This is a genomic window from Bradyrhizobium sp. BR 10289 (assembly GCF_019455385.1).
Lineage (GTDB): Bacteria > Pseudomonadota > Alphaproteobacteria > Rhizobiales > Xanthobacteraceae > Bradyrhizobium.
On sequence record NZ_JACOFR010000020.1, the window covers coordinates 61,543 to 83,428 of the forward strand.

Below are 21,886 nucleotides of genomic sequence, written 5' to 3' on the forward strand. Positions count from 1 at the left end.
CTCGATCAGTTGCGGCGGTGGGCGTTGAGACGGTGCTCGACGAACAGCGAGTAGCGCGACATTCCAAAGCAGAACAGGAAATAGATGATACCGGCAAAGGCGAAGCCGGTGAACAGGGTCGACGGCGCCGACCATTTCGGATCGGCGAACGAGGCGCGCAGCGAGCCCAGGAGGTCGAACAACGCGACGATCGACACCAGCGAGGTGTCCTTGAGCAGCGAGATGAAGCTGTTGACGAGGTTCGGGATGACGTGGCGCAGCGCCTGCGGCAGCACGATCAAGGACGTCGTCTTCCACCAGGACAGTCCGAGGGCCGCCGCGGCCTCACCTTGCCCGCGCGGGATCGCGGCAAGGCCGCCGCGAACGTTCTCGGCCTGATAGGCCCCCGTGAATAGCGCGATGCCGATCAGTGCACGGACGAGGCCGTCGACCGTGAAATTGCCCGGCAGGAACAACGGCAGCATATAGGTCGCGAAGAACAGCACGGTGATCAGCGGCACGCCGCGCCAGAACTCGATGAAGGCGATCGAGAAGATCCGGATCAGCGGAATGGTGGACCTGCGCCCGAGCGCCAGCGCAATGCCGATCGGCAACGAGGTGACGATGCCGGCGACGGAGACCACCAGCGTCACCAGAAGACCGCCCCAGAGCCGCGTCTGCACGACCGGGAGCCCGCCGTGATCGAGCCCCATCAGCTTGATGACGAGGGCGATGGCGGCGAATGTGCCGATGCTCCACGCCAGGGCGCGCCATCCGGTGCGCAGGCCACCCCCGACGACGAAGGCGATCAAGGACACGACGACGGTCGTGATGGCGAAATCGCTCCAGACCGACTGGCCCGAGCCCTCGAGCTGGTCACGCAGCCAGGTCAGCGGAAAGATCAGCCAGGAGATCGCTTTTCCGACTAGCACGATGAGGCTGCCGAGCGCCCACAAGAGTGGCGCGATCGCCGAGGTCTTGCTGAGGCTGAGCAGGACCTGCCCGGCGCCGATGATGCTGTCGTCGAACAATTGCAGCAGGCCGGCGGTCCAGCTCAGGCCGAACCCGGTGATGCCGCCGCCATGCAGCAGGAAGAACGCAACCACGGGAAAGGCGAAGAAGAACAGGCTGGCGTTGAGCGCCTTCGCCGGCAGGCGCGGAACCAGCATGGGCACCAGCAGGACCGTGGCCAGGACGAATGTGAGGTCGACCCGCCAGCGTTCGGCCTCGGGATAGAAGCCGTAGATCAGCTGCGGCAGCTTGGCCTGGATATAGGGCCAGCAAGCGCCGACGGCAAAGCCGGCATTCTCGGGGAGGCACGCCGTGCGGTCCGTTCCGGTCCAGACCGCGTCGACGAACAGGAATTTGACGGATGGAACGATGGTGAACCAGAGCAACAGGGCGCTGACGATGGTGATCAGGATGTTGGTCGGCGAATTGAGCAGGCGCGTGCGCATCAGGCCAACGAAGCCCGTCATCCTCACCGGCGCCGGCCGCTCGGCGATCAGGTCCTGACGAACGTAAGCGGATGAGGCAATATCGGTCATGCACCAAGGCTCCGGCTGACACGCCAACCGTAGACGCTCATGATCGCGCTGGTGAGCAGCGAGATCAGGAGATAGACGCCCATCGTCATGGCAATGATCTCGATCGCCTGTCCGGTCTGGCTCAGCGACGTGCCGGCCCAGACCGACACGAGGTCCGGATAGCCGATCGCGACCGCGAGCGAAGAGTTCTTGGTGAGGTTGAGGTACTGGTTGGTCAGCGGCGGCACGATCACGCGCATGGCCTGCGGCACCACGATCAGGCGCAGCGTGGTGCCGCGGCTGAGGCCGAGCGAGGCGCCCGCCTCCATCTGTCCCTTGTGCACCGACAGGATGCCGGCGCGCACGATCTCGGCGATGAAGGCCGCGGTATAGGTCGACAGCGCCAGCGTCAACGCCACGAATTCCGGAATGATCCGCGAGCCGCCGGCGAAGTTGAAGCCCTTGAGCTGCGGCAGCTCGAAGGTGAAGGGCAGACCGACCAGCAGCATCGTCGCGAGCGGCAGTCCGAACAGCAGGCCCAGCACGTAGGGCCAGATGCGGATCATCTGTCCGCGTTGAAACAGCGCCCGCCGCGCATAGATCCGCAGGGCCAGCACCGCGACGATGCCGAATCCCAGCACCAGCAGGAACGGATCCAGCCCGGCCTGGCCGATCGGCTGCGGAATGACGAGGCCGCGATTGCTGATGAAGGCGATGCCGAGCAGCGAAATGCTCTGCCGCGGATTGGGCAGGGCCGCGAGCACGGCGAGATACCAGAACAGGATCTGGAACAGCAGCGGCAGGTTGCGGATGATCTCGACATAGATCTCGCCGATGCGCGACAAGAGCCAGTTCGGCGACAGCCGGCACAGCGCGACGACGAAGCCGAGCACGGTGGCGAAGACGATGCCGACCACCGAGACCACGAGCGTGTTGAGAAGCCCGACCACGAACACGCGCAGGAACGTGTCCGAGCCGGTGTAGGAGATCAGCGTCTGGTTGACGTCGAAGCCCGCATTGTTCCGCAGGAAGCCGAAGCCGGCGGCAATGTGCTGGTTCTCGAGGTTGGCGCGGGCGTTGGAGACGATCTCGTAGCCGATCCATCCCAGGATCGCGGCGAAGACAAACTGGACGACGATACCGTTCCAGCCTGTCTTGCCGCCCAGAACGCGCCTGATCTTCAGCGCGATCTGGGCCGGCGGTTTTCGAGCCTCGGTGCTCATGGCCGCGAGCCGTTGATCAGGCGCGATCAGCGGATCGGCGGCGCGTACTGGAGACCGCCCTTGTTCCAGAGATTGTTGAGACCACGGGCGATGCCGAGCGGCGAGCCGGCGCCGACATTGCGATCGAACACCTCGCCGTAATTGCCAGTCGCCTTCACGATCCGGATCACCCAGTCCTTGGTGAGGCCGAGCTGTTCGCCGAAATTGCCGTCGGAGCCGAGCACGCGCTTCAGCTCCGGATTTTCCATCTTGGCCTTTTCGTCGACGTTCTTGGAGGTGATGCCGAGCTCTTCGGTGGTGACGAGGGCGAACAGCGTCCATTTCACGATGTCGAACCACTGGTCATCGCCATGGCGTACCATCGGGCCGAGCGGCTCCTTCGAGATGATCTCGGGGAGAACCATGTGGTCGTTGGGATTGGCGAGCTTCAGGCGATTGGCGTAGAGGCCCGACTGGTCGGTGGTGAAGACGTCGCAGCGGCCGGCTTCATAGGCCTTGACCGTTTCGTCATTGGTGCCGAACGCGATCACCTCGTACTTCATGTTGTTGGCCTTGAAGTAGTCGGCCAGATTTTGCTCGGTGGTGGTGCCTGTCTGCACGCAGACCGAGGCGCTATTCAATTCCAGCGCGGAATTCACCTTCAGCGACTTCTTCACCATGAAGCCCTGCCCGTCATAATAGGTCACGCCGGTGAAGTTGGCGCCGAGCGAGGTGTCGCGCGAGATGGTCCAGGTGGTGTTGCGCGAGAGCACGTCGATCTCGCCGGATTGCAGCGCGGTGAAACGGTCCTTGGCCGAGGTCGGCACGAACTTGACTTTGGTCGGATCGTTGAAGATCGCGGCCGCGATGGCGCGGCAGACGTCGACGTCGATGCCAGTCCAGTTGCCCTTGTCGTCAGGCGAGGAGAAACCCGGCAGGCCCTGGCTGACGCCGCAGGACAGCACGCCCCGGTCCTTGACGGTCTTGAGCGTTTGCGCATCGGCGGCTTGGGCAGTCAGGCCGGCGGCGAGTGCGAGAGTGAGAGCCAAAGTTACGCGTTTCATGGGCTGAAGGCCTTTCAAGATCGTCTCAAGGTCAGGAATGTTGTCTTTGGGATCGTCTCTGCCGGGGCTAATCCTATTCGGACCCGCCTTGCAAGAGTCATGCTGGAACCTTGCCGAACACCCGCCCATCCCGAGAGGCCATAACCTAATCCCCGCCGCAGGCGCCCGCCATGACGGCTGTGACGCAAGGTCCGGTCAGACGATGGATCGAAGGTCGCGGCAGGCCCCTCAACATGCGGCGACTGAATAGCACCGGCGCATCACAGAACGACTGGCGAGCCGGGTCAAGGGGTTGACGGGACTCTTCTGTGTTCTGTTATTAACGGCAGCGGCTGTTCGGCCGACCCGCGGGGCGCCATACCCCTGCGGAAAACGAGTTTTGAAAGCAGGCGCATGGATTCCTCGCACCCCACCCCGCAGCAGGCCGAGACCCGGCTGGTCACCTCCGGCCGCGACACCAAGGCACAGAAGGGGTTCGTCAATCCGCCGGTGTTCCACGGCTCGACCGTGCTGTATCCGACCGCCGAAGACCTGCACGCCCATCGCGGCGAGTTCACCTATGGCCGCCACGGCTCCCCCACCACCAAGGCGTTCCAGGAGACGCTGATGGCGCTGGAGGGGCCGCAATGCGCCGGCGTCGGCATCGTGCCGTCGGGGCTGTCGGCGATTTCCACCACCCTGCTCTCGGTGCTCAAGACCGGCGATCATCTCCTGGTCTGCGACAACGTCTATCGGCCCTCGCGCAATTTCTGCAACGGCATGCTTGCCCGCCTCGGCATCGAGACCACCTATTTCGATCCGCTGATTGGCGCCGGCATCGACAAACTGTTCAAGCCGAATACCCGCGCCGTGCTGGTGGAAGCACCGGGCTCGCAATCGTTCGAGATGCCCGACATCCGCGCCATCGCCGAGGTCGCGCATGCGAAGGGCGCGCTCGTCATCGACGACAACACCTGGGCGACGCCGCTCTATCATCGCTCGCTCGAGCAGGGCGTCGACATCAGCATGCAGGCCGCCACCAAATATATCGGCGGCCACTCCGACATCATGTTCGGCACCATCTCGGCCAACGCAAGGACCTGGCCGCAAATCTCGGAAGGCATCCGCCTGCTCGGCGTCTGCGCCGGTCCTGATGACGTCTTCCTCGCGCTGCGCGGCCTGCGCACGCTGTCGGTACGTCTCGCGCAGCATCATCGCTCCGGGCTCGACATGGCACGCTGGCTTGCCGCAAGACCCGAGGTCGCGCGCGTGCTGCATCCGGGGCTCGAAACCGATCCGGGTCACGCGATCTGGAAGCGCGACTTCACCGGCGCTTCGGGCCTGTTCAGCATCGTGCTGAAGCCGGCCCCGCAGAGCGCCGTCGACACCATGCTCAACACGCTCAAGCTGTTCGGCATGGGCTTTTCCTGGGGCGGCTTCGAGAGCCTTGCGATTCCCTTCGACTGCGACGCCTATCGCACCGCGACCAAATGGGCCCCGGGCGGCCCGACGCTGCGACTCCATATCGGGCTTGAGAGCACCGACGATCTCAAGGCCGATCTCGATCGCGGCTTCGCTGCCCTCAAAGCGGCAATGTGAGCCTGCTCACAAGGCAATGCGGCGCAGGAACGAGCAAGGCACGCAGACGTTAACGCCGCTGCGCCAAGAAATGGTTTGAACCTCAAGCATATGGCGCTAGCCTCACCAATCGACTCTCATCCGGACACGGAGCATGGGAACGTTGGTACTGCTCGATCTGATGGGCGGCGTCGCGCTGCTGCTGTGGGGCCTCCATATGGTCCAGAGCGGTATCCTGCGTGCCTTTGGCCCCGATTTGCGCCGCCTGCTCGGCAAGGCGCTCGGCAATCGTGCGAGCGCGTTCGCGGCCGGCCTCGGGCTCACCGCGCTGCTCCAGAGCAGCACGGCGACCGCCCTGATCACCAGCTCGTTTGCCGCCGAAGGTCTCGTCAGCCTCACCGCCGCGCTCGCCATCATGCTGGGAGCCAATGTCGGCACCACGCTGATCGTGCAGGCGCTGTCGTTCAACATCGCAGCCGTCGCGCCGGTGCTGTTCGTGCTCGGGCTCGTTGCCTTCCGCTCCGGCCCGCGCTCGCGCATCAAGGACATCGGCCGTATCTCGATCGGCCTTGGCTTGATGCTGCTGTCGCTGCACATCCTGCTCGATACGCTGGCGCCTGCCGAGAACGCGCCGGGCGTGCGCGTCATGATGTCGGCGATCACGGGCGATCCCGTGCTCTGCATCGTCATCGCCGCCCTGGTTACCTGGGCGGTGCATTCGAGCGTTGCCAGCGTGCTGCTGATCATGTCGCTGGCCTATTCGCAGTTCGTCACGCCCGCCGCCGCGCTGGCCCTCGTGCTCGGCGCCAATCTCGGCAGCGCCATCAATCCCGTATTCGAGGGTGCCAGGCGCGACGATGCCGCAAGCTATCGCCTGCCGGTCGGCAATCTCGCCAACCGCGTGATCGGCATCGCGCTGGTGCTGCCGTTCCTGAGTGTCATCGCCGAGCACATGCAGGCCTGGCAGCCGGACCTCGCCAGGATGACGGCGGCCTTCCACATCGCCTTCAATGCCGTCACGGCGATCCTCTTCATCGGCCTGCTCGACACCATGTCGCGCCTGTTGACTCGCCTGCTGCCCGACCGCGTGCAGGAGACCGATCCGGCCCGGCCGCGCTATCTCGACGAGACCGCGCTGGAGACGCCGTCATTGGCGCTCGCCGACGCTGCCCGGGAGGTGTTGCGCATGGGCGATCACGTCGAGATCATGCTGCGCAGGGTCATGACGGCGATGATGACGAACGACCGCGCGCTGGTCGACCAGGTCACGAAGATGGACAACGTCGTCGACGGCCTCGACGAGGCCGTCAAGCTCTACGTGACCAAGCTGATGCGCGGCAGCCTCGACGAGAGCGAGGGGCGGCGCGCGATGGAGATCATCTCCTTCGCCATCAACCTCGAGCATATCGGCGACATCATCGACAAGAGCCTGAGCGAGCTCGCCACCAAGAAGATCAAGCGGCGCTTCCAGTTCTCGGCCGAGGGCGCCGAGGAGCTCGCCGCCTTCCACAAGCGCACGATGGAATCGCTGCGGATCGCCTTCGGCGTGTTCATGTCGGGCGACGCCAACGAGGCACGCAAGCTGCTGGTGGAGAAGACCACACTGAAGAACACCGAGCTTGCCGCCGTCGAGCGCCATCTCGACCGCCTGCGCGAGGGCCGGCCCGAGACCATCGAGACCACCTCGCTGCATCTCGACGTGCTGCGCGATCTCAGGCGCATCCATTCGCACATCTGCTCGGTCGCCTATCCCGTATTGGACGCGGCCGGCGAGCCCTATCGCAGGCCGGCGACGGAGACCACCGCCCTGCCCGCCTCAGGCGCGGCGTCCGCGTTGCCGCGCTGATCGAGCCGCTTCATCGCTCCAGCGTCTTCGAGGCTTGGCCGCGGTTCTTGATGATCAGCATGATGTTGCGGACATAGATGACCGTCGCCAGCGCCTGTCCGAGGATGATCACCGGCTCGCGCTTGACCACGCCGTAGACCAGCGTCATCAGACCGCCGCCCATCGAGCAGAACCAGAACGCCATCGGCACCACGCTGTTGCCGGCGCGCTCGCTCGCGATCCACTGCACCAGGAAGCGCGCGGTGAAGAACAGCTGCGCGACGAGGCCGAACGCGAGCCAGAAATCGAACTTGGCAACGAAGACGTCGTAGAGATAGTTGCTCAGCGCCTGGCCGTACTGGATGATCATGCCTTCACCTCGGTCACGTCTGGTGTGGGCCTCTTGCGGCGGATCAGCCACCACACGCCGGCGAGATCCATGATCCCGATCCACAGCCGGTCGAAGAAGCCGTAATTCGACACGCCGGAATGGCGCGGCCGGTCGATCACGTCGACATAGGCGATGTCGAAGCCCTCCCGCCGCACCAGCGCCGGCAGGAAGCGATGCAGCCCGTCGAAATAAGGCAGCATCAGGAACACGTCGCGCCGGAATGCCTTCAAGCCGCAGCCGGTGTCGCGCGTGCCGTCGTTCAGGATCGCGTTGCGGACCTTGTTCGCGACGCGCGACTGGAATTTCTTGAAGCCGGTGTCCTTGCGCCCGACGCGCTGGCCCGCGGCAAGGCCGACCCGCCCTGCTCCCTTTTCCACCGCCGCGATCAGGTCCGGCAGGAAGGCGGGGTTGTTCTGGCCGTCGCCGTCGAGCGTCGCCACGATCACCCCGCGCGCGGCTCGCACGCCGCTGCGCACCGCAGCCGACTGGCCGCCGGACCGGGCATGACGGAGCTGACGCAGATTGGCGCGCTGCTGCATGATCGAGGCGAGCCGCTCGCCGGTCGCGTCGGTCGAGCCGTCATTGACGTAGATGATCTCGTAGTCCCAGCGGCCGTCGAGCGCCGCGCCGATCTCCGCGATCAGCGGCGCGATGTTGTCGGCTTCGTTGCGCACGGGAACGACGATGGAAACCGAGGGCTGGGAAACCGAAGGCTGTGACGACAAATCGAGGCTCGTGGTTGGAATGGGCCTGCTGCTCGAGGGAACCGGCGGCCCCGGCAGGCAGCCGCTTTTATGGGGCGGAGGCCCCGTGGGCAACCCTTTTGAGGCGGCCCGGGACCTGCCCCGATAGCGGCACAATGGTGCCGTCGGCACGGATGGCAAAGCCGAGCCTGCGGGCCGCAAACCAGTAGCGGACCGCCATGGCGCCGACCATGCCGACCAGGGCGCCGGCCACGACATCGCTCGGATGATGCGCGAGCAGCACGAGGCGCGTCAGCAGGATCACGATGGCGTAGGTGAACATGAACACGCGCAGCCGCGGCCACAGCGCCGAGACCGCGAACGCCAGCGCGAATGCCGTCACCGCATGCCCCGACGGCAGGCTGGCGTAAGCGCCCGAGCCTTCGAACGGCATGAAGTTGAACGGATTGGCCTTGCCGCCGACGAAGGGCCGTCCGCGGCCGATCAGATATTTCAGGATCTCGGCGACGAACACGGACAGCGCAACAGACAGAAACAGATATTGCAGGCGTGTGCCGAGACCGAGCAGCAGCGCCCGGCGCGTGCCGTGCCGCGCGGCCGCAACGAGCGCCAGGATCACCAATGCAACGCCGAGCACCCAGAGCACGTACTCGTCCTTGCCGAAATCGGTGAGGATGCGGATCGGCCACAGGCTCGGCGTGCCCCGCGCCGGCATCAGCTGGATCTCGGTCTGGTCGAATGCGAGCATCAGCACGATGACCAGGGCCGCACCTGCCATGCTCAGCCAAAGCGAATGCCGCGCCAGTTTTCGCGCGGCCTCGGCGCGGCGCGAATGCGAAGGCGAGCGCACCAGTTGCGCCAGCGCACGCCCGACCACCACGAGCAATTGCGCGGGATAGCCCGGGCGCGGTGCGATGTCGGTGGTCACAGGCATCCTACTCGGTGCCTTCCGAGCGGAAGATCGAAATCGAGATCGCGCGTCCTTGCGAGAAATTATAGCCGTCGATGCGCGCCCCGACCTTGTAACGCAGCCCGATCGCCTCGGCGCGCTGCACGAAGCTGCGCTCCGAGCGCTGCTCGATCAGCGCGAAGCGGCAGCTGCCCTGCCGCAGGAAGTCGGCCGCGCCCGAGCCGTCGGTGAGCAGGGTCTGCGTTCCCGTCAGGAACACCAGGCTCGGCTCGTGATAGCCGGCCGACGCCGCTTTCGGCCCGACGCAGCTGACATTGCGCAGCGCACGCGCGACCTCGATGCTCGGAAACACCGGCGTCAGCGACGGCAGCACGATGCCGTAGACCGTGACCGCCAGCATCAAGGCCGCGACCAGCGCATTGAGCACCGAGCGCTCGGCGTGGTTGGTGTCGAACAGCCACCAGGCGAACAGGCCGAAGATCAGCGCGGCCGCGATGAACGGCCAGGCCACGAAGGCGGGCTGCCGCGTCAGCAGCACCGCGCCGAGCACGGCGATGAACGAGGCCGATGCGGGGATCGCGAACCACCAGGCCGAACCGCGCGCCAGCCACGAGCGCGACAGCACGCGCCGTTCCAGCGCGCCGACGGTAAGGATCGCGATCGCCGGATAGAGCGGCAGAACGTAATGCGGCAGCTTGGTCAGGACCGCCTCGAACACGATCCAGGACGGGACCAGCCAGGCCAGCAGGAATTGCGCGCCGGGCTCGCGCCGCGCCCGCCACACCGCAGGCGCCGCCATCGCCGCGAGCGGCGCGCCCGGCCAGAACGTGATCCAGAACAGCGCCAGGTAGAGGCCCGGCGGCGCACCATGGGATTCCTGGGCGCCGATCTTGCTCAGCATGTCGCCGCCGACGGAGTCGGCGAAGAACGCATCGCCCGCCCGCCAGAAGATCGCGATGAACCAGGGCAGCACCAGCACCAGCATCCACATCAGGCCCCAGACGGGGCGCAAGCGCCACAGCCAGGAGGAATCGCGGTCCTGGATCGCCAGCGCGACGATGGTGAGGCCAGCGAACATCAGGATCAGCGGGCCCTTGATCAAAATGCCGACCGCGAGCGCGGTCCAGAAGATCGCGGGCCAGGACCACGGCGGATGGGTCTCGTCCTCGGCGCGCTGCCACGACAGATAGGCCCGTGACATCGCGCCCATCGCGGCGGTGACGCAGAACAGCAGCATCGCATCGGTCTTGGCGAGCCGCGCCTCGACGCCGAGCAGCACGGAGGCGCACATCAAGAGCGCCGCGAGCACCGCGGCGCGCCGCGTCACGAAACCGAGCGCAGCCCAATAGGTCATCAGCACGGCGCCGATAGCGCCCAGCAGCGAGGGCAACCGGTAGACCCAGATTCGCAATTCGGCCTTGGGCAGCTTCAGTGCAGTCGCGACCTCGACCGCGGCCGATTGCAGCCAGTAGATGCCGACCGGCTTCTTGTAGCGGACGTCCTCCTGAAAGCGGATATCGACGTAGTCGCCGCTCTCGACCATCTGCTTGGTGGCCTGGGCGAACCGGGCCTCGTCGCGGTCGACCGGTGGAATCGTGAAGAAGCCCGGCAGGAACAGCAGCAGCGCGCACAGCACCAGGAAAGCCACCGCGCGGGCGTGGCTGGCCGTGACGATATCAAGCATGGTCACGAGCCGGCTGCCCGGATTGACGGGGACTTTCGGCTCGCGGGGCGCTCCAAAACGGGGTGTTGGGTAGGTCTCGGCCATTGGTTCCGCTTACGCTGAAACCGCCATCGCCACAACCGCTTAAGCCAAGGTCATTGAATTCGAATGACGACTGTGTCCGCGGCGCCCGTGGCATCGATCACGGTCAGCCGCGCAAAGCCCGGACCGGGCGGGTCGATCAGCCGCTGGCGGCGTCCGTCGATCTCGCCGAGCGAGATTCCATTAACCATCACGGTCATGGGCAGCACGCCGCCGGCGACCTTGACGGGCATGGCGGCAGCCTCCGGCCCGCCCGACCGATCGACGTCGATCCGCGAGCCGTTGAGCGGGAACTGGATGTGCAGCGCCTGCTCGCCACCCGTTCGCACCAGCTCTCCGACCGGCCGGAACCGCTTGAGCGGCAACGGCAACTTGGCGTTGCTGGCGACCAAGGTCCCCTTCGGCGGCTTCGGCAGCGGCGTCAGCGTCTTGCCAGTCCGGGCGAAGGCGTCGAACAGGATCGGTGCAGCAGCGAGGCGGCCGATCAGGCCGGGAACCGGCGCGCCGTCGGGACGGCCGACCCAGACGCCGATGGTCATGCGGCCATCGAAGCCGACCGACCAAGCGTCGCGATAGCCGTAGGACGTGCCGGTCTTGAAGGCGATGCGGTTATGGGCGGCGTTCTCCGGCGGCGGCGTACCCAGGAGCACGTTGCCGACCTGCCAGGCCGCCACGGGATCCAACAGCCGCATCGGCTCGCGGTCGTCCCTGGCAGCCATGACCTCGCGGAGCGGCTTGGTGGTGCCGAGCCGCGCAAAACCCGCATAGAGCTGCGCAAGGTCCTGGAGTGTCACGCCGACGCCGCCGAGACCCATGGCGAGACCCGGCGCCTCGTCCTTTGGCAAGATCAGATTGCCGCCGGCCTGCCGCAGCCGCGATGACAACCGGCTCGCGCCGACGCGGTCAAGCAGCACGATCGCCGGCACGTTCAGCGACAATTGCAGCGCCTTCTTCACCGGCACCGTGCCCTGGAACGTCATGTCGAAATTCTCCGGCGCGTAGGAGCCGAAGCGCACCGGACGGTCGTCGATCAAACTGTCGGGATGAACGAAGCCGTCTTCGAAGGCGAGGCCATAGATGAACGGCTTCAAGGTCGAGCCCGGCGAGCGGATGGCGCGGGTCATGTCGACCTGCCCTGCCCGGCTCTCGTCGAAATAATCGGCAGATCCCACGCGCGCGAGCACGTCGCCGCTTTCATTGTCGACGACAATAATGCCGACCGAGATGTTTTGCCCAAGCGCAATGGCGCGGTCCCGCGCCAGCGGCTCCAGCACCTTCTGCAGGTTCGCATCCAGCGTCAGCTTGATGATCGGCGCGTCCTTGACCGTTGCCAGCGCATTGTCGGAGGCATGCGGCGCCAGGATCGGCATCGGCTTGCGCAGTTTCGGCACCGGCACGGCCTTGGCCTGTGTCGCGTCGTCAGCGCTGACCACATGCTCCTCGACCATGCGATCGAGCACGCGGTCACGCGCCTTGCGCGCCGCCTCGGGATAGCGGTCGAGCCGGCGCGTCTCCGGCGATTGCGGCAGCGCGACCAGCAGTGCGGCCTCGGCCAACGACAGCCGCTTCGGCTCCTTGCCGAGATAGGCGATCGAGGCCGCGCGGATGCCTTCGAGATTGCCGCCGTAGGGCGCCAGCGCGAGATAGAGGTCGAGGATCTCGGCCTTGCTCATGCTGCGCTCGATCTCGATCGCGCGCACGATCTGCCGCAGCTTGGCATAGAGCGAGCGCTGCCGCCGCGGCTCCATCAGCCGCGCCAGCTGCATCGAGATGGTCGAGCCGCCCGACACGATGTGGCCACGCGTGCCCAGCTGCAACGCTGCGCGCCCCAGCGCCAGCGGATCGAGACCGTTATGGGCGTAGAAGCGCTGGTCCTCATAGGCGAACAGCAGTTTTAAGTAGGTCGGATCGACATTCGCTTTCGTATCAACCGGCAGCCGCCAGCGGCCGTCTGCCATCGCATAGGCCCGCAACAGCTTGCCGTTGCGGTCGACGACCGTGGTCGAGACCTGCCGCGCCTCGTCGAGCGGGAGCGGGCCGAGCGAGTAGACCCAGCCGACGAAGCCGATGATGGCGAGGATGAAGGTGAGCGCGGCGGCCGAGAGGACGCGCATAACGCTACGTCGCCCCGCTCTACCGCCGTGCTTCTCGATCCCGTTCATCTCACCACTCACTTCGCCGCTCGCACCTCGACACTGCCAGTGCCGGTGCGGCCGTAGCGCGAGGGGTTGTACATGTCCTCGACATAGGCCTGCGGCAGCACGTATTTGCCGGGCGAGACCGCGCGCACGACATAGGCGACGGTGAAGACCGCCTTGGAGTCCGAGGCCCGATCGACGGCCGCAGTGAAGCGGTCATCGCGGAATTCGGTGTCTTCAGGCTCCTCGCCGTCCTCGATCCAGTCCAGCGTGCCGCTGTCGCCCGACGACACCAGCTTTGGATTGTCGATCTCGAGACCGGCCGGCAGATAATCGGACACCATGATGTGGCCGTACTCGGGCTTGGCCTCGGTGATCTTCAGCACGACCGCAAAGCGGTCGTTCTGCTTGACCTTGCTGATGTCGGCCGGCTTGCCGTCGAGCGTGAAGTAGCTGCGCTCGATCTTGAAGCCGTTCGATGCCGCCGGCTCCGGCGTCACCGGCGAGCCCGACACCGAGATCACCGCCTGGACCGGCGCATCGCCGGTGTTGGTGATCTTCAGCGGCTTGCCGCTCAGCGTCTCCGCCTTGTAGCTGCGGTACAGCGCCGTCTTGACCGACTGGCCGTCAACCTCGATCGAGAGGTTTTCCTTGGCCAGCGCCCGCGCGGCCAGCACCAGCCACGCGTTCTCCTGCGTGGAAGTGTAGGGCGTCAGCCCGCGCGCGCTCTCGACCCGCGCCACAGCCTGCGTCAACGTCGCCTTCGGCGCATTGCCTTCGCTGGCGAGCGACACCAGCGCTGCGGCGTCGCGCAGCTGCGAGCCGTAATCGGTGCGACCGAACTCCAGCACCGGCTTTGGCGCGAGGCTGTCGAGCGCGGCACCGTAGACGCGTTCGGCGCGGTTGCGGTCGCCGACCAGCGCCAGCGCCGCCGCGAGCTGCGACTTCGCAATCGGGGTTGCGAGGTTGGCGAGCTTGGTGTCGGCAAGATAGCGGAGGTCGCCGATGGGCGCTGCGCCATTACGTGCGAGCACGTAGAGGCCGTAAGCGAGATCGCGCCCGCCGTCCTTTTCCGGCTCGTTCCCATTGACGACGGAGTTGCGGATGCGATCCAGCGCGTTCTTGAACAGGACGTCCGGCACCACAAAACCCTTTTCGCGGGCGCGGGTGAGGAAGTCGGTCACGTAGGCGTCGAGCCAGGCGTCATCGCCGCCGGCCGACCACAGGCCGAACGAGCCGTTCGAGCCCTGGCGGGCCAAAAGCCGTTCGATCGCGTCGCGGATGCGCTGATCGACCTCGGTGTCCATGGCGAGATGCGCACCAGCCGCGAGGTCGTTGACATAGAGCAGCGGCATGGCGCGGCTGGTGATCTGCTCCGAGCAGCCATAGGGATAGCGGTCGAGCGCCTTGAGGATCGTCGCGGCGTCGAGTGCGGTCGACAGGCTGGCAGAGACCGAGACGCTGCCGGTGCCCGGCACGAGGTCGGAGAACATGTCCGAGGTCAGCGTCAGGCTCTCGCCCTTCGCCAGGGTGCGAATCGAGCGCCGCGCCAGCACCTGCGTTGCCGCTTTGACGTCGAGCGCGTAATGGCGCGCCAGCGTCAGCCCGTTCGGCCCCTTGATGTCGACGTCGAACGTCGCCTGCCCCGCCGCGGTCGCATCGATCGCCAGCGCGAACGAGTTGCGCTGCTTGGTGGCGAGCTTGACCGTGGTTGCGGGATTGCCCGTCATCTTCACCGGACCGCCGGTCTTGACGTTGATGACGTAGTCGCCGGCCTGGCCCTCGACATTGTCGATCTCCAGATTGACCGTGCCGTGGTCGCCATTGAGCAGGAAGCGCGGCAGCGTCGTGGTCAGCACCACGGGATCGCGGATCACGACGTCCGTGTTGGCACGGCCGAGTTTTGTGGCGGTCCACGCCACCGCCATCACACGCGCGGTGCCGGCGAACTCCGGGATGTCGAAGCTGACCTCCGCCGTGCCGTCGGCGCCGACCGTGACGATGCCGGAATAAAGCGCGAGCGGCTTCTGCGCCGGCGGCGACCCCTGCAACTCGGCCGCACCGGCGTCGCCGCCGGACTTGATCTGGCCGCGGGTGCCCGACATGCCGTCGATCAGCTGCCCGTATAGATCGCGGATCTCCGCGGAGAGGCGCCGCTGGCCGAGATAATAATCATCTGGCGCCGGCGGCTTGTAGCCGGTGAGGTTGAGGATGCCGACATCCACCGCGGCGATCACCACCTTGGCATCCTCGCCAGGATTAAGTCCGCCGAGCTTGACCGGGATCTTCAGCATCCCGTTCGGCCGGATCAGCGCCGGCGGCGTCAGCTTCACTTGCAACGTACGCGTCTGCTTGTCGATGCCGAACCATTTCAGCCCGATCGCACGGCCCGGCATGCGCTGCGCGGCGGCTTCGAGCGGACGGCGCAAGGTCGCCACCACATAGGCGCCGGTGCCCCAATCCTTGCCGACCGGGAGCTTGACCTGCGCGGTGCCTTCCTTGACGTCGATGGTCTGCGTCGTCAGCAGGCGATCGCCAAGCACGTTGATGGTGAGCTTGCCGGCGCTCCGCACGTTCACCGACACCGTCATGGTGTCGCCGGAGGCGTATTGCGGCTTGTCGATCGAGGTCTCCAGCAAATCAGGCGTGTCGGCGCTGCCGTCGGAATACCAGCCGACGTCGAACTGCACCGACGTCACCGGGCCATCGGCATCGTTCGACTTGACGTCGAGCCGGTAGCGACCCGGCTGCGGGCTGAGCGAGATCCGCGCCGGCTTGTCGGCGGCAATGGTGAGATCACCGTCGGCGACGCGCGAGGTCGACTTGACCGGCTCGTACTCCCAGTAATTGTTCTGGCGATACCACTGGTAGCGCGACTCCATCTTCAGCAGCTCATAGCGCAACCCGTCGCGGCGCAGCTTCTCGCCCTCGGGCGAGACGAAGACGACGTCGAACTCGGCCTTGTCGCCCTCGGCGACGTTCTTGTCCCCGAACAGCGGCTTGACGCCGATCAGCGCGGTCGCGGGCGCAACCGGCAGCACGATCTTGCGCTCGACGGCGCGGCCGCCGGTCTCGACCATGCGGACGAAGATCTGCGCCTCCTGCGGACGCGTCGAAGCCGGCTGCTTGTCCAGCGTCACCGGGAAGGTGGCAACACCGTTGGCGTCGGCCTCCGGCAGATTCTCCAGCGGCGTGCGCTCGTTCGAGGTGGTCTCCTCGTCGGCGACGCCGAACTGGTATCCGGCAAAGCCCGGCCGTTCGCTTGCGGGTGCGATCAGCATGTCGCCTTCGAGCGCAAGGCCCGAGGCCGGCGCGCCGTAGAGGAAATGGCCGTCCGCCTTGAGCTCCACAGGAACGTTAGCTTTGATCAGCTTGTCCTTGGCCGACAAATCGAATTCGATCCGATCGGGGACGTAATCCTCGACCATGAAGGTGGTCTCGCCGACGGAGGCGCCCTTCGGGTCGGTGAAGGCGCGCACCCGCCAGGTGCCGGTCGGCACGGCCGAGTTGAGCGGTACGGACAGCGAGCGGCCGCCGGCGCCCTGGTCGGCGAGCATGGCACGGCGGTATTCGACGCCGTCGGGGCGCTCGATCACCAGCGTCATCGGGCCGCCCGTGACGGCATTGCCCTGCCCGTCGCGAAGCAGCGCGGTAAGATAGACGGTCTCGTTGGAGCGGTAGACCCCGCGCTCGGCATAGACGAAGGCATCGGCGCCCGCAGGCACCGCACGGCCCGCAACGCCGCGGTCGCTGAGGTCAAAGGCGGAGGTCTTCAGGCTCAGGAAGGCATAGTCGGCCTTTTCGCCGGTGACCGTGAGCATCGCCGGCGACAGGCCGCCCTCGCCGCGCGCAAGGCCGGCCTCGAACAGCACATGTCCGGCCTCGTCGGTCTTGCGGGTGGCCAAAATCTCGTTGTTGCGCGCGACCAGCCGCACCTCGGCCTTGCCGACCGGATCGGTCGAGGCCAGCGAGTTCACGAAGACATGGATGCCGTCATTGCCGGAATAGGCGGTGACGCCGAGATCCGAGACGATGAACCATTGCGTCGCGAGCTGATAGTCGTCGTCCGAGCCCGGCCCCTTGGCGGCAGCGGTCATCACATAGACGCCCGGCTGGAGCTCGCCGAGCGCCTGATCGACCGGGAATGCGGTGGTGACGTCCTGGTTCAGCGTCATCGCGGTCGCGAGCTCGCCGGTCCAGACTTTCACGCCGCGCTCGTCGCCGAGATCGCCGAGCTGGTATTTGGACAGCGTCTTCTGGAAATCGCTGTCGACGACCGTGTTGATCAGGTTGCGATCGCCGATCCTGTAAACGTTGACATTGACTGCGGGCGTGTTGACGCTGACCACGGGAATGCCGCGTTGGCCGGTCCGCGGCAGCACATAGGCGCGGCTGGTGAAGCGCACGAAGGGCTTGCGGTCGCGGACATAGACGTTGAACTCGGCCGATTTCGGCAGGCCTTCCTTGACCGCCGACGGCAGGCCGGCGCGTAAGTTGATGTTGTAGCGCTCGCCATGTTTCAGCCCATCGACGCAGAGCTGCTTGCCCTCGGCCGACAGCGCCGGCTTGTCCTGGCCCGCCAGCGCCAGGAACGGCGCAAAATCGGTGCGCTTGGCCAGCTCTTCCGAGAACTGGAAGCAGGCGCGCGGGCTTGCCGAATCCGAGTCCACGGTATAGTCGAGCAGCCGGAAACCGTGCTCGTCGCGCAGCTTCTCATATTGGCCGCGGACATCGGCGACCTCGCGGGCCTCGAGCGACAGCCGCAGCGCATCCAGCGCCGGCCGCCACAGCTTGCGCTCGGCCAGCGATTTTCCGAGCACGGCAAGCGCGTCGGCCTCCTCGCCCGGGTTGCCGGCACGCTGGTAGGCGATGTAGGCGGCCGTCGAGGCGCGCTCCAAAAGGAACGTCTGCTCGCTCGAGTTCTTCGGCCAGATCTGGGGGATCACCTTGGCGAGCCGCAGCCAGTTGCCGGCATCCTCCGGCGTGGTCGCAGCGATCTGGCCGAGCACCGACAGGCCGGTGCGGTAATCATTGCGGCGGAAGGCGGCGTCGGCGTCCGTCTTCAGCGTCGCGGTCGTCTTGGCGACCGGCCCCGCCTCACTCTTGATCTGGGCCTCCAGCTTGATCGCGGAATCGGCGAGATCGTCGCGCTTGAACGCCTTGTCGGCGGCCTGTGCCGTCGAAAGGCCGAGCGCCAGCGCGGCGCAGAGTGTGACGGCGCGAACAAGACCGATCATGGATGGACTCCCGGAAATCGCGGACGAACGCCGCTTGTCGCAAGAATTGCGTGGAGAAGGTGACGGACTGATGGCGATGGAACCAGAGGTGCAAATCGTCGCATGCGCCATGACAAGGCAAGCCCGGTGGAGACCGATCGAGATACCGCCGCGCACGCCGTCCTGATGGCGCAGCCCTATCCGACCCGTCGACCGGCGGCCGTGTCCCGGAAGCTGATCAGCGGTCCCGGCGATGTGAACCATCGTCCGCGCCGCTGCCGCTCAACCCGGCACCCTGACACCCCACCGTCTCGCTTTGTCGCTTTAGATGCGAAAACGGTTCGGTTCAGACTTGGCGAAAGACGAGATTTTTCATATTGGCATGGTAGACGAACGGCCAGCCGCCCGGACCGGGCGGCTCGAGACGGTCCCATAGCTCAACTGGATAGAGTAGCGGATTTCTACTCCGCGGGTTGCAGGTTCGAGTCCTGCTGGGATCGCCAGCCTCCGACGTGCCGTCGGCGGCGAGCGGACGATGGCTGGACCCGCCACACCACGCACTTTCACTAATCCGTCGTCCTTCACGAACGCGTGGGTAACCATGCCCAGGTCTTTGAACTGCGCGAACGAGCCCTATGTAAGCGCCGAACGAATTACGCCCGACAAGGACTTCTATGCTGCCAACCGAGTGGACGAGAATGGCGATCGCATCTGCGGTGGCGATCCTCGCGATGTCGTATTTGGCCATCGATGCCGGTGTCGTGAATACCAGTGGGGTGACGAAACGTATCGAGGTTGCGAAGGCGTCGATTGCGGACGTTGCGGCGAGCCATACCCAGCTCGCCTTCGCCGTTCAGGCGTGGACACGGCGAAGCCAGCAGAAACCGCATGTGGAAGAGTGCCTGGCGATCGATTGATCAAAGCGTTGCATTGAGATGGCCAATTGCTGGCCGGTAATTGCCCGTTCACGATCCGACTCCGCTTCGTTCGCGAAGCACGAATCGCAACCACGAAAATCGACGTCGCGGATATCTTAACGCCTCGTTTCGTTCTGCCAGAATTCAGGCACGCCGCGTCACGAGCTCGAACTGATTCGCTTTCCACCAATCGGCAATCGCGGCGGCCAGATCATTCCATAGTTCGGTCGGCAGATCGGGCACCGCGACGCGGACACTGTACTGGTCGGTGGTCGCGTCGTGAAACCATTCGGTCGCGGCAAAGTCGAAACCGAAGCTGCCGGCGTGGCGAATGGGGTATCCGGCCCGGCTCAGGTCGCTGCTCATGGCCTCGGCAGCTTGCCGCGCACCGGCCTCGTCGAGGGAGCGGCGGGCGCGGAGCGTGACGTAGAGGCCATGGGTGAAGTGGAGTTCGGCCGAAAGCGCAGGGAGTTCGCGGGCAAACAGCCGGGCCGTCTGGCGGCCGTTGCGCAGGATGGCCGCGACGCGCTGCTTCGTTAAGCTCCAATAGGCCGCGCTGCCCACATAGGGCGGAAAATGCGCCGGCAACGCCGCGCCCCCGAGCAGCCGGACCGCATCGCGGGTCTCGGTGGCCAGCCGTCCGATCGACGAACGGCTTGCCCCCTCCCCGCTCCAGCCGACGAACACCGCCGAGCCGAGCCGGCCATATTCCGCACCCAATGAATCCAGCTTGTTGTGGCTTCGCACCATCACGACGGGAATGCCGCGCCGTCGCGCCCAGCGCAGCACGCGCCGGATGCGGCCCGAACGGCCGGCAAAGCATGTCGTGTCGAACACCAGCAGATCGAGCGCGGGAGCGTCACTGCGCAGGACGGCCTCGAATGCGCCGGCAGAGATGCACGAATCCAGCAACAGGATGTTCGACGCGCCGCGCGCGGCAAACGCATCGGCCAGCGGCAGCCGCAGCGTGATGGTTCGCAGGTTCGGGACAAAACGCGCGATCAGCTCCAGCGTCTCGCCGTAGGATCCCGGCAGCACCAGGATGTCGGTCTTGCCGATGATCGGGGCGGACGCCAGCAGCAGCGCTGAAATCGCGGCCATGCCGGAGGCCGTGTAGATGGTCTCGCCCCTGCAGTTGCGCGGGAGCTCATAGAACGAAGGACCGCTGACACCGAGATCCGCGCGCTGATAGTCGTAATTGAACACGAACGGGCCGCTGGCAGGGCGGGCCGTCGTAGACCATGCCGTCTCCGTCGCGTTCCAGTCATGCAGCTCATGCTCCGCGCGCAAGGCCGCGGCGAGCTGAAATTTCGCCTTGATGACGTCATCCACGGATCGTGGCGGCGGCAGGCGCCTTGGGCTTTTCAGGCATTCATTCAGCAGTCCGATTTCCCGGTGCTTCCGCTGCAGATAGGCCTCGATCGTCTCCATGCGTCTCTTGATACCATCCCTGGCTGGCTTCGCTCCTTCTTCAACGTATGGCGCCTGCCGGAGGTCCTATGATCGGTGCGCGCGTTCGATTGCAACGAAGCCGCGGCTGCGCGGTTGATGTCACGCAAGGAGAACATCATGTCGGATATCAGAGAGCACATGAAGATCATCGGCAAGGACGGCGTGCATGTCGGCACCGTCGACCGCGTCGAGGGCAACCGCATCAAGCTCACGCGCAGGGACAGTCCGGCAGGCCACCAGGACCATCATCATTACATCGACACCAAATATGTCGGCGCCGTCGAAGGCGATGTCGTCAAGCTGTCGATGAACGCCGATGCAGTCCCGAAGAGCGAAGCCGCCTGATCCACTGAGCCCCTTCGGGGGCTTTTTGTTTGTTCACGGTCCGACTCCGCTTCGTTCGCGAGGGGGGAATCGGGACCGAAAAAGCCGGCGTCGAACATGTCTTAACGCCGGGTTTCGCTGCGTCAGATCATTCACGCGTCCAGCGTCACCAGTACAGGCCGCAAGCGATACGCATCGATCGCGGCGTTCGACAGCAGCAGCCTGCGGCGCTCGCCGCGCAGCATCATGCGGTCGATCCTGTTCAGGATAAAGCGCGCCGCGTCCCTGTGCTCGCCCGTCAGAAGGCCCGACTGGTCGAGATATCTCCAGGCGATTTCGAACGACTGTGCTCGCAATTCCGTGTCGGTCATGGCTCGCCAACGTTGGCGAGGTTCGAATGTTCCGGCATCAGAACCCGTTGGCCGACCGTGACGCACTCGTCACAGCGGCGGCTGCAAAATGCGCAGCACCGGCGGAACGCGATCCCGATCAGCGGGTTGTATGCGAGGAATTCGAGTGGTGCCGACCTGCCAGCCCCGGTCGGCTTTGAAGGGCCCCGTGCTTGTCCCCCGAGCACGGGGCTTTCTCATGCCAGGCGCCACGGCAAGGGCGCGAGACCCTCCGGACCGATTCAGTCCGCCTGCTCGTCGCGCCGATCGCGGGCAAGCTCATGCCAGGCCAGGGCCAGCTGAATGAGTCTTTGCCGGTCGTCGCCTTCGGCGGCCGCAGCCCGCTTCATTGCGGCCTCGGCTTCGTGCTGGGGATCGTACTTGGTACACATGGCTCCACACTAGCCAGCCGATCTCGACAAGCGGATGGCAATTTCGTCCGTATGATTGCGGTGTCATTTCCTGGCAACGCGATACCGTCGGGCGTTCCAATCCGGTGACGCCGATCGCCCGTTGACAGCCGTTCA

Annotated in this window: 15 protein-coding genes and 1 tRNA gene; 5 read left to right on the forward strand and 11 right to left on the reverse strand. The window is 65.7% G+C overall.

Annotated elements, in window-relative coordinates; all coding sequences use genetic code 11:
• Positions 1 to 5: 5 nt before the first annotated feature.
• Genes HYH08_RS27345 through HYH08_RS27355 form a run of 3 tightly spaced genes read right to left on the reverse strand, consistent with a single transcriptional unit; the run spans position 6 to position 3,771 of the window.
• A complete protein-coding gene (locus HYH08_RS27345) occupies positions 6 to 1,526 on the reverse strand; it encodes an amino acid ABC transporter permease (protein ID WP_220012928.1) in 1,521 nt (506 codons plus the stop codon).
• Positions 1,523 to 2,728, reverse strand: a complete 1,206-nt coding sequence (locus HYH08_RS27350; protein ID WP_220012929.1) for an amino acid ABC transporter permease — start codon at positions 2,726 to 2,728, stop codon at positions 1,523 to 1,525. The genes HYH08_RS27345 and HYH08_RS27350 overlap by 4 nt, the downstream gene beginning before the upstream one ends.
• Positions 2,729 to 2,754: 26 nt before the next feature.
• Positions 2,755 to 3,771, reverse strand: a complete 1,017-nt coding sequence (locus HYH08_RS27355) for an amino acid ABC transporter substrate-binding protein (protein ID WP_220012930.1) — start codon at positions 3,769 to 3,771, stop codon at positions 2,755 to 2,757.
• A gap of 393 nt (positions 3,772 to 4,164) precedes the next feature.
• On the opposite strand from HYH08_RS27355, the gene metC reads away from it, so the two are divergent.
• Entirely contained in the window at positions 4,165 to 5,349 is a 1,185-nt protein-coding gene (gene metC / locus HYH08_RS27360) for a cystathionine beta-lyase (protein WP_220012931.1), read from the forward strand.
• A gap of 133 nt (positions 5,350 to 5,482) precedes the next feature.
• Positions 5,483 to 7,174, forward strand: a complete 1,692-nt coding sequence (locus tag HYH08_RS27365) for a Na/Pi cotransporter family protein (RefSeq protein WP_220012932.1) — start codon at positions 5,483 to 5,485, stop codon at positions 7,172 to 7,174.
• 10 nt (positions 7,175 to 7,184) lie between these two features.
• On the opposite strand, the gene HYH08_RS27370 is transcribed toward HYH08_RS27365, so the two are convergent.
• The 6 genes from HYH08_RS27370 to HYH08_RS27395 all read right to left on the reverse strand — a co-directional run bounded on the left by HYH08_RS27370 (position 7,185) and on the right by HYH08_RS27395 (position 18,298).
• Positions 7,185 to 7,523, reverse strand: coding sequence for a lipid-A-disaccharide synthase N-terminal domain-containing protein (locus tag HYH08_RS27370; RefSeq protein ID WP_220012933.1), 339 nt, complete (start codon positions 7,521 to 7,523; stop codon positions 7,185 to 7,187).
• Positions 7,520 to 8,269 (reverse strand): glycosyltransferase family 2 protein, encoded by a 750-nt coding sequence (locus HYH08_RS27375; protein ID WP_220012934.1) that lies wholly within the window; start codon positions 8,267 to 8,269, stop codon positions 7,520 to 7,522. Before HYH08_RS27375 ends, HYH08_RS27370 begins: the two co-directional genes overlap by 4 nt.
• A 67-nt stretch (positions 8,270 to 8,336) precedes the next feature.
• Complete coding sequence (locus tag HYH08_RS27380) at positions 8,337 to 9,182, reverse strand: phosphatase PAP2 family protein (RefSeq protein WP_220012935.1); 846 nt, start codon at positions 9,180 to 9,182, stop codon at positions 8,337 to 8,339.
• Position 9,183: 1 nt separating this feature from the next.
• A complete protein-coding gene (locus HYH08_RS27385) occupies positions 9,184 to 10,926 on the reverse strand; it encodes an ArnT family glycosyltransferase (RefSeq protein WP_220012936.1) in 1,743 nt (580 codons plus the stop codon).
• A gap of 50 nt (positions 10,927 to 10,976) precedes the next feature.
• Positions 10,977 to 13,085 carry a penicillin-binding protein 1C gene (gene pbpC, locus HYH08_RS27390; protein ID WP_220012937.1) on the reverse strand — a complete coding sequence of 703 codons (2,109 nt, stop codon included), beginning with the start codon at positions 13,083 to 13,085 and terminating at the stop codon, positions 10,977 to 10,979.
• Between the two features lie 8 nt (positions 13,086 to 13,093).
• A complete protein-coding gene (locus HYH08_RS27395; RefSeq protein ID WP_220012938.1) occupies positions 13,094 to 18,298 on the reverse strand; it encodes an alpha-2-macroglobulin family protein in 5,205 nt (1,734 codons plus the stop codon).
• Between the two features lie 405 nt (positions 18,299 to 18,703).
• Between HYH08_RS27395 and HYH08_RS27400 the strand changes: the two genes are divergently transcribed.
• Positions 18,704 to 18,780: transfer RNA gene (locus HYH08_RS27400), tRNA-Arg, on the forward strand.
• A gap of 195 nt (positions 18,781 to 18,975) precedes the next feature.
• Positions 18,976 to 19,194: a hypothetical protein gene (locus tag HYH08_RS27405; protein WP_228748092.1), complete on the forward strand. Its 219-nt coding sequence runs from the start codon at positions 18,976 to 18,978 to the stop codon at positions 19,192 to 19,194.
• Between the two features lie 144 nt (positions 19,195 to 19,338).
• Here the strand turns inward: HYH08_RS27405 and HYH08_RS27410 are convergent, their stop codons facing one another.
• Entirely contained in the window at positions 19,339 to 20,625 is a 1,287-nt protein-coding gene (locus HYH08_RS27410; RefSeq protein WP_220012940.1) for a hypothetical protein, read from the reverse strand.
• 138 nt (positions 20,626 to 20,763) lie between these two features.
• Between HYH08_RS27410 and HYH08_RS27415 the strand changes: the two genes are divergently transcribed.
• Positions 20,764 to 20,991 carry a DUF2171 domain-containing protein gene (locus HYH08_RS27415; protein WP_220012941.1) on the forward strand — a complete coding sequence of 76 codons (228 nt, stop codon included), beginning with the start codon at positions 20,764 to 20,766 and terminating at the stop codon, positions 20,989 to 20,991.
• A 131-nt stretch (positions 20,992 to 21,122) separates the two neighbouring features.
• Here the strand turns inward: HYH08_RS27415 and HYH08_RS27420 are convergent, their stop codons facing one another.
• Positions 21,123 to 21,341 carry a hypothetical protein gene (locus HYH08_RS27420; RefSeq protein WP_220012942.1) on the reverse strand — a complete coding sequence of 73 codons (219 nt, stop codon included), beginning with the start codon at positions 21,339 to 21,341 and terminating at the stop codon, positions 21,123 to 21,125.
• Positions 21,342 to 21,886 lie beyond the last annotated feature (545 nt).

Coding starts and splice junctions, on each gene's coding strand:
- HYH08_RS27345 (WP_220012928.1), bottom strand. CDS start 1,526: ATGACCGATATTGCCTCATCCGCTTACGTTCGTCAGGACCTGATCGCC.
- HYH08_RS27350 (WP_220012929.1), bottom strand. CDS start 2,728: ATGAGCACCGAGGCTCGAAAACCGCCGGCCCAGATCGCGCTGAAGATC.
- HYH08_RS27355 (WP_220012930.1), bottom strand. CDS start 3,771: ATGAAACGCGTAACTTTGGCTCTCACTCTCGCACTCGCCGCCGGCCTG.
- metC (WP_220012931.1), top strand. CDS start 4,165: ATGGATTCCTCGCACCCCACCCCGCAGCAGGCCGAGACCCGGCTGGTC.
- HYH08_RS27365 (WP_220012932.1), top strand. CDS start 5,483: ATGGGAACGTTGGTACTGCTCGATCTGATGGGCGGCGTCGCGCTGCTG.
- HYH08_RS27370 (WP_220012933.1), bottom strand. CDS start 7,523: ATGATCATCCAGTACGGCCAGGCGCTGAGCAACTATCTCTACGACGTC.
- HYH08_RS27380 (WP_220012935.1), bottom strand. CDS start 9,182: ATGCCTGTGACCACCGACATCGCACCGCGCCCGGGCTATCCCGCGCAA.
- HYH08_RS27385 (WP_220012936.1), bottom strand. CDS start 10,926: ATGGCCGAGACCTACCCAACACCCCGTTTTGGAGCGCCCCGCGAGCCG.
- pbpC (WP_220012937.1), bottom strand. CDS start 13,085: ATGAACGGGATCGAGAAGCACGGCGGTAGAGCGGGGCGACGTAGCGTT.
- HYH08_RS27395 (WP_220012938.1), bottom strand. CDS start 18,298: ATGATCGGTCTTGTTCGCGCCGTCACACTCTGCGCCGCGCTGGCGCTC.
- HYH08_RS27405 (WP_228748092.1), top strand. CDS start 18,976: ATGGCGATCGCATCTGCGGTGGCGATCCTCGCGATGTCGTATTTGGCC.
- HYH08_RS27410 (WP_220012940.1), bottom strand. CDS start 20,625: ATGGAGACGATCGAGGCCTATCTGCAGCGGAAGCACCGGGAAATCGGA.
- HYH08_RS27415 (WP_220012941.1), top strand. CDS start 20,764: ATGTCGGATATCAGAGAGCACATGAAGATCATCGGCAAGGACGGCGTG.
- HYH08_RS27420 (WP_220012942.1), bottom strand. CDS start 21,341: ATGACCGACACGGAATTGCGAGCACAGTCGTTCGAAATCGCCTGGAGA.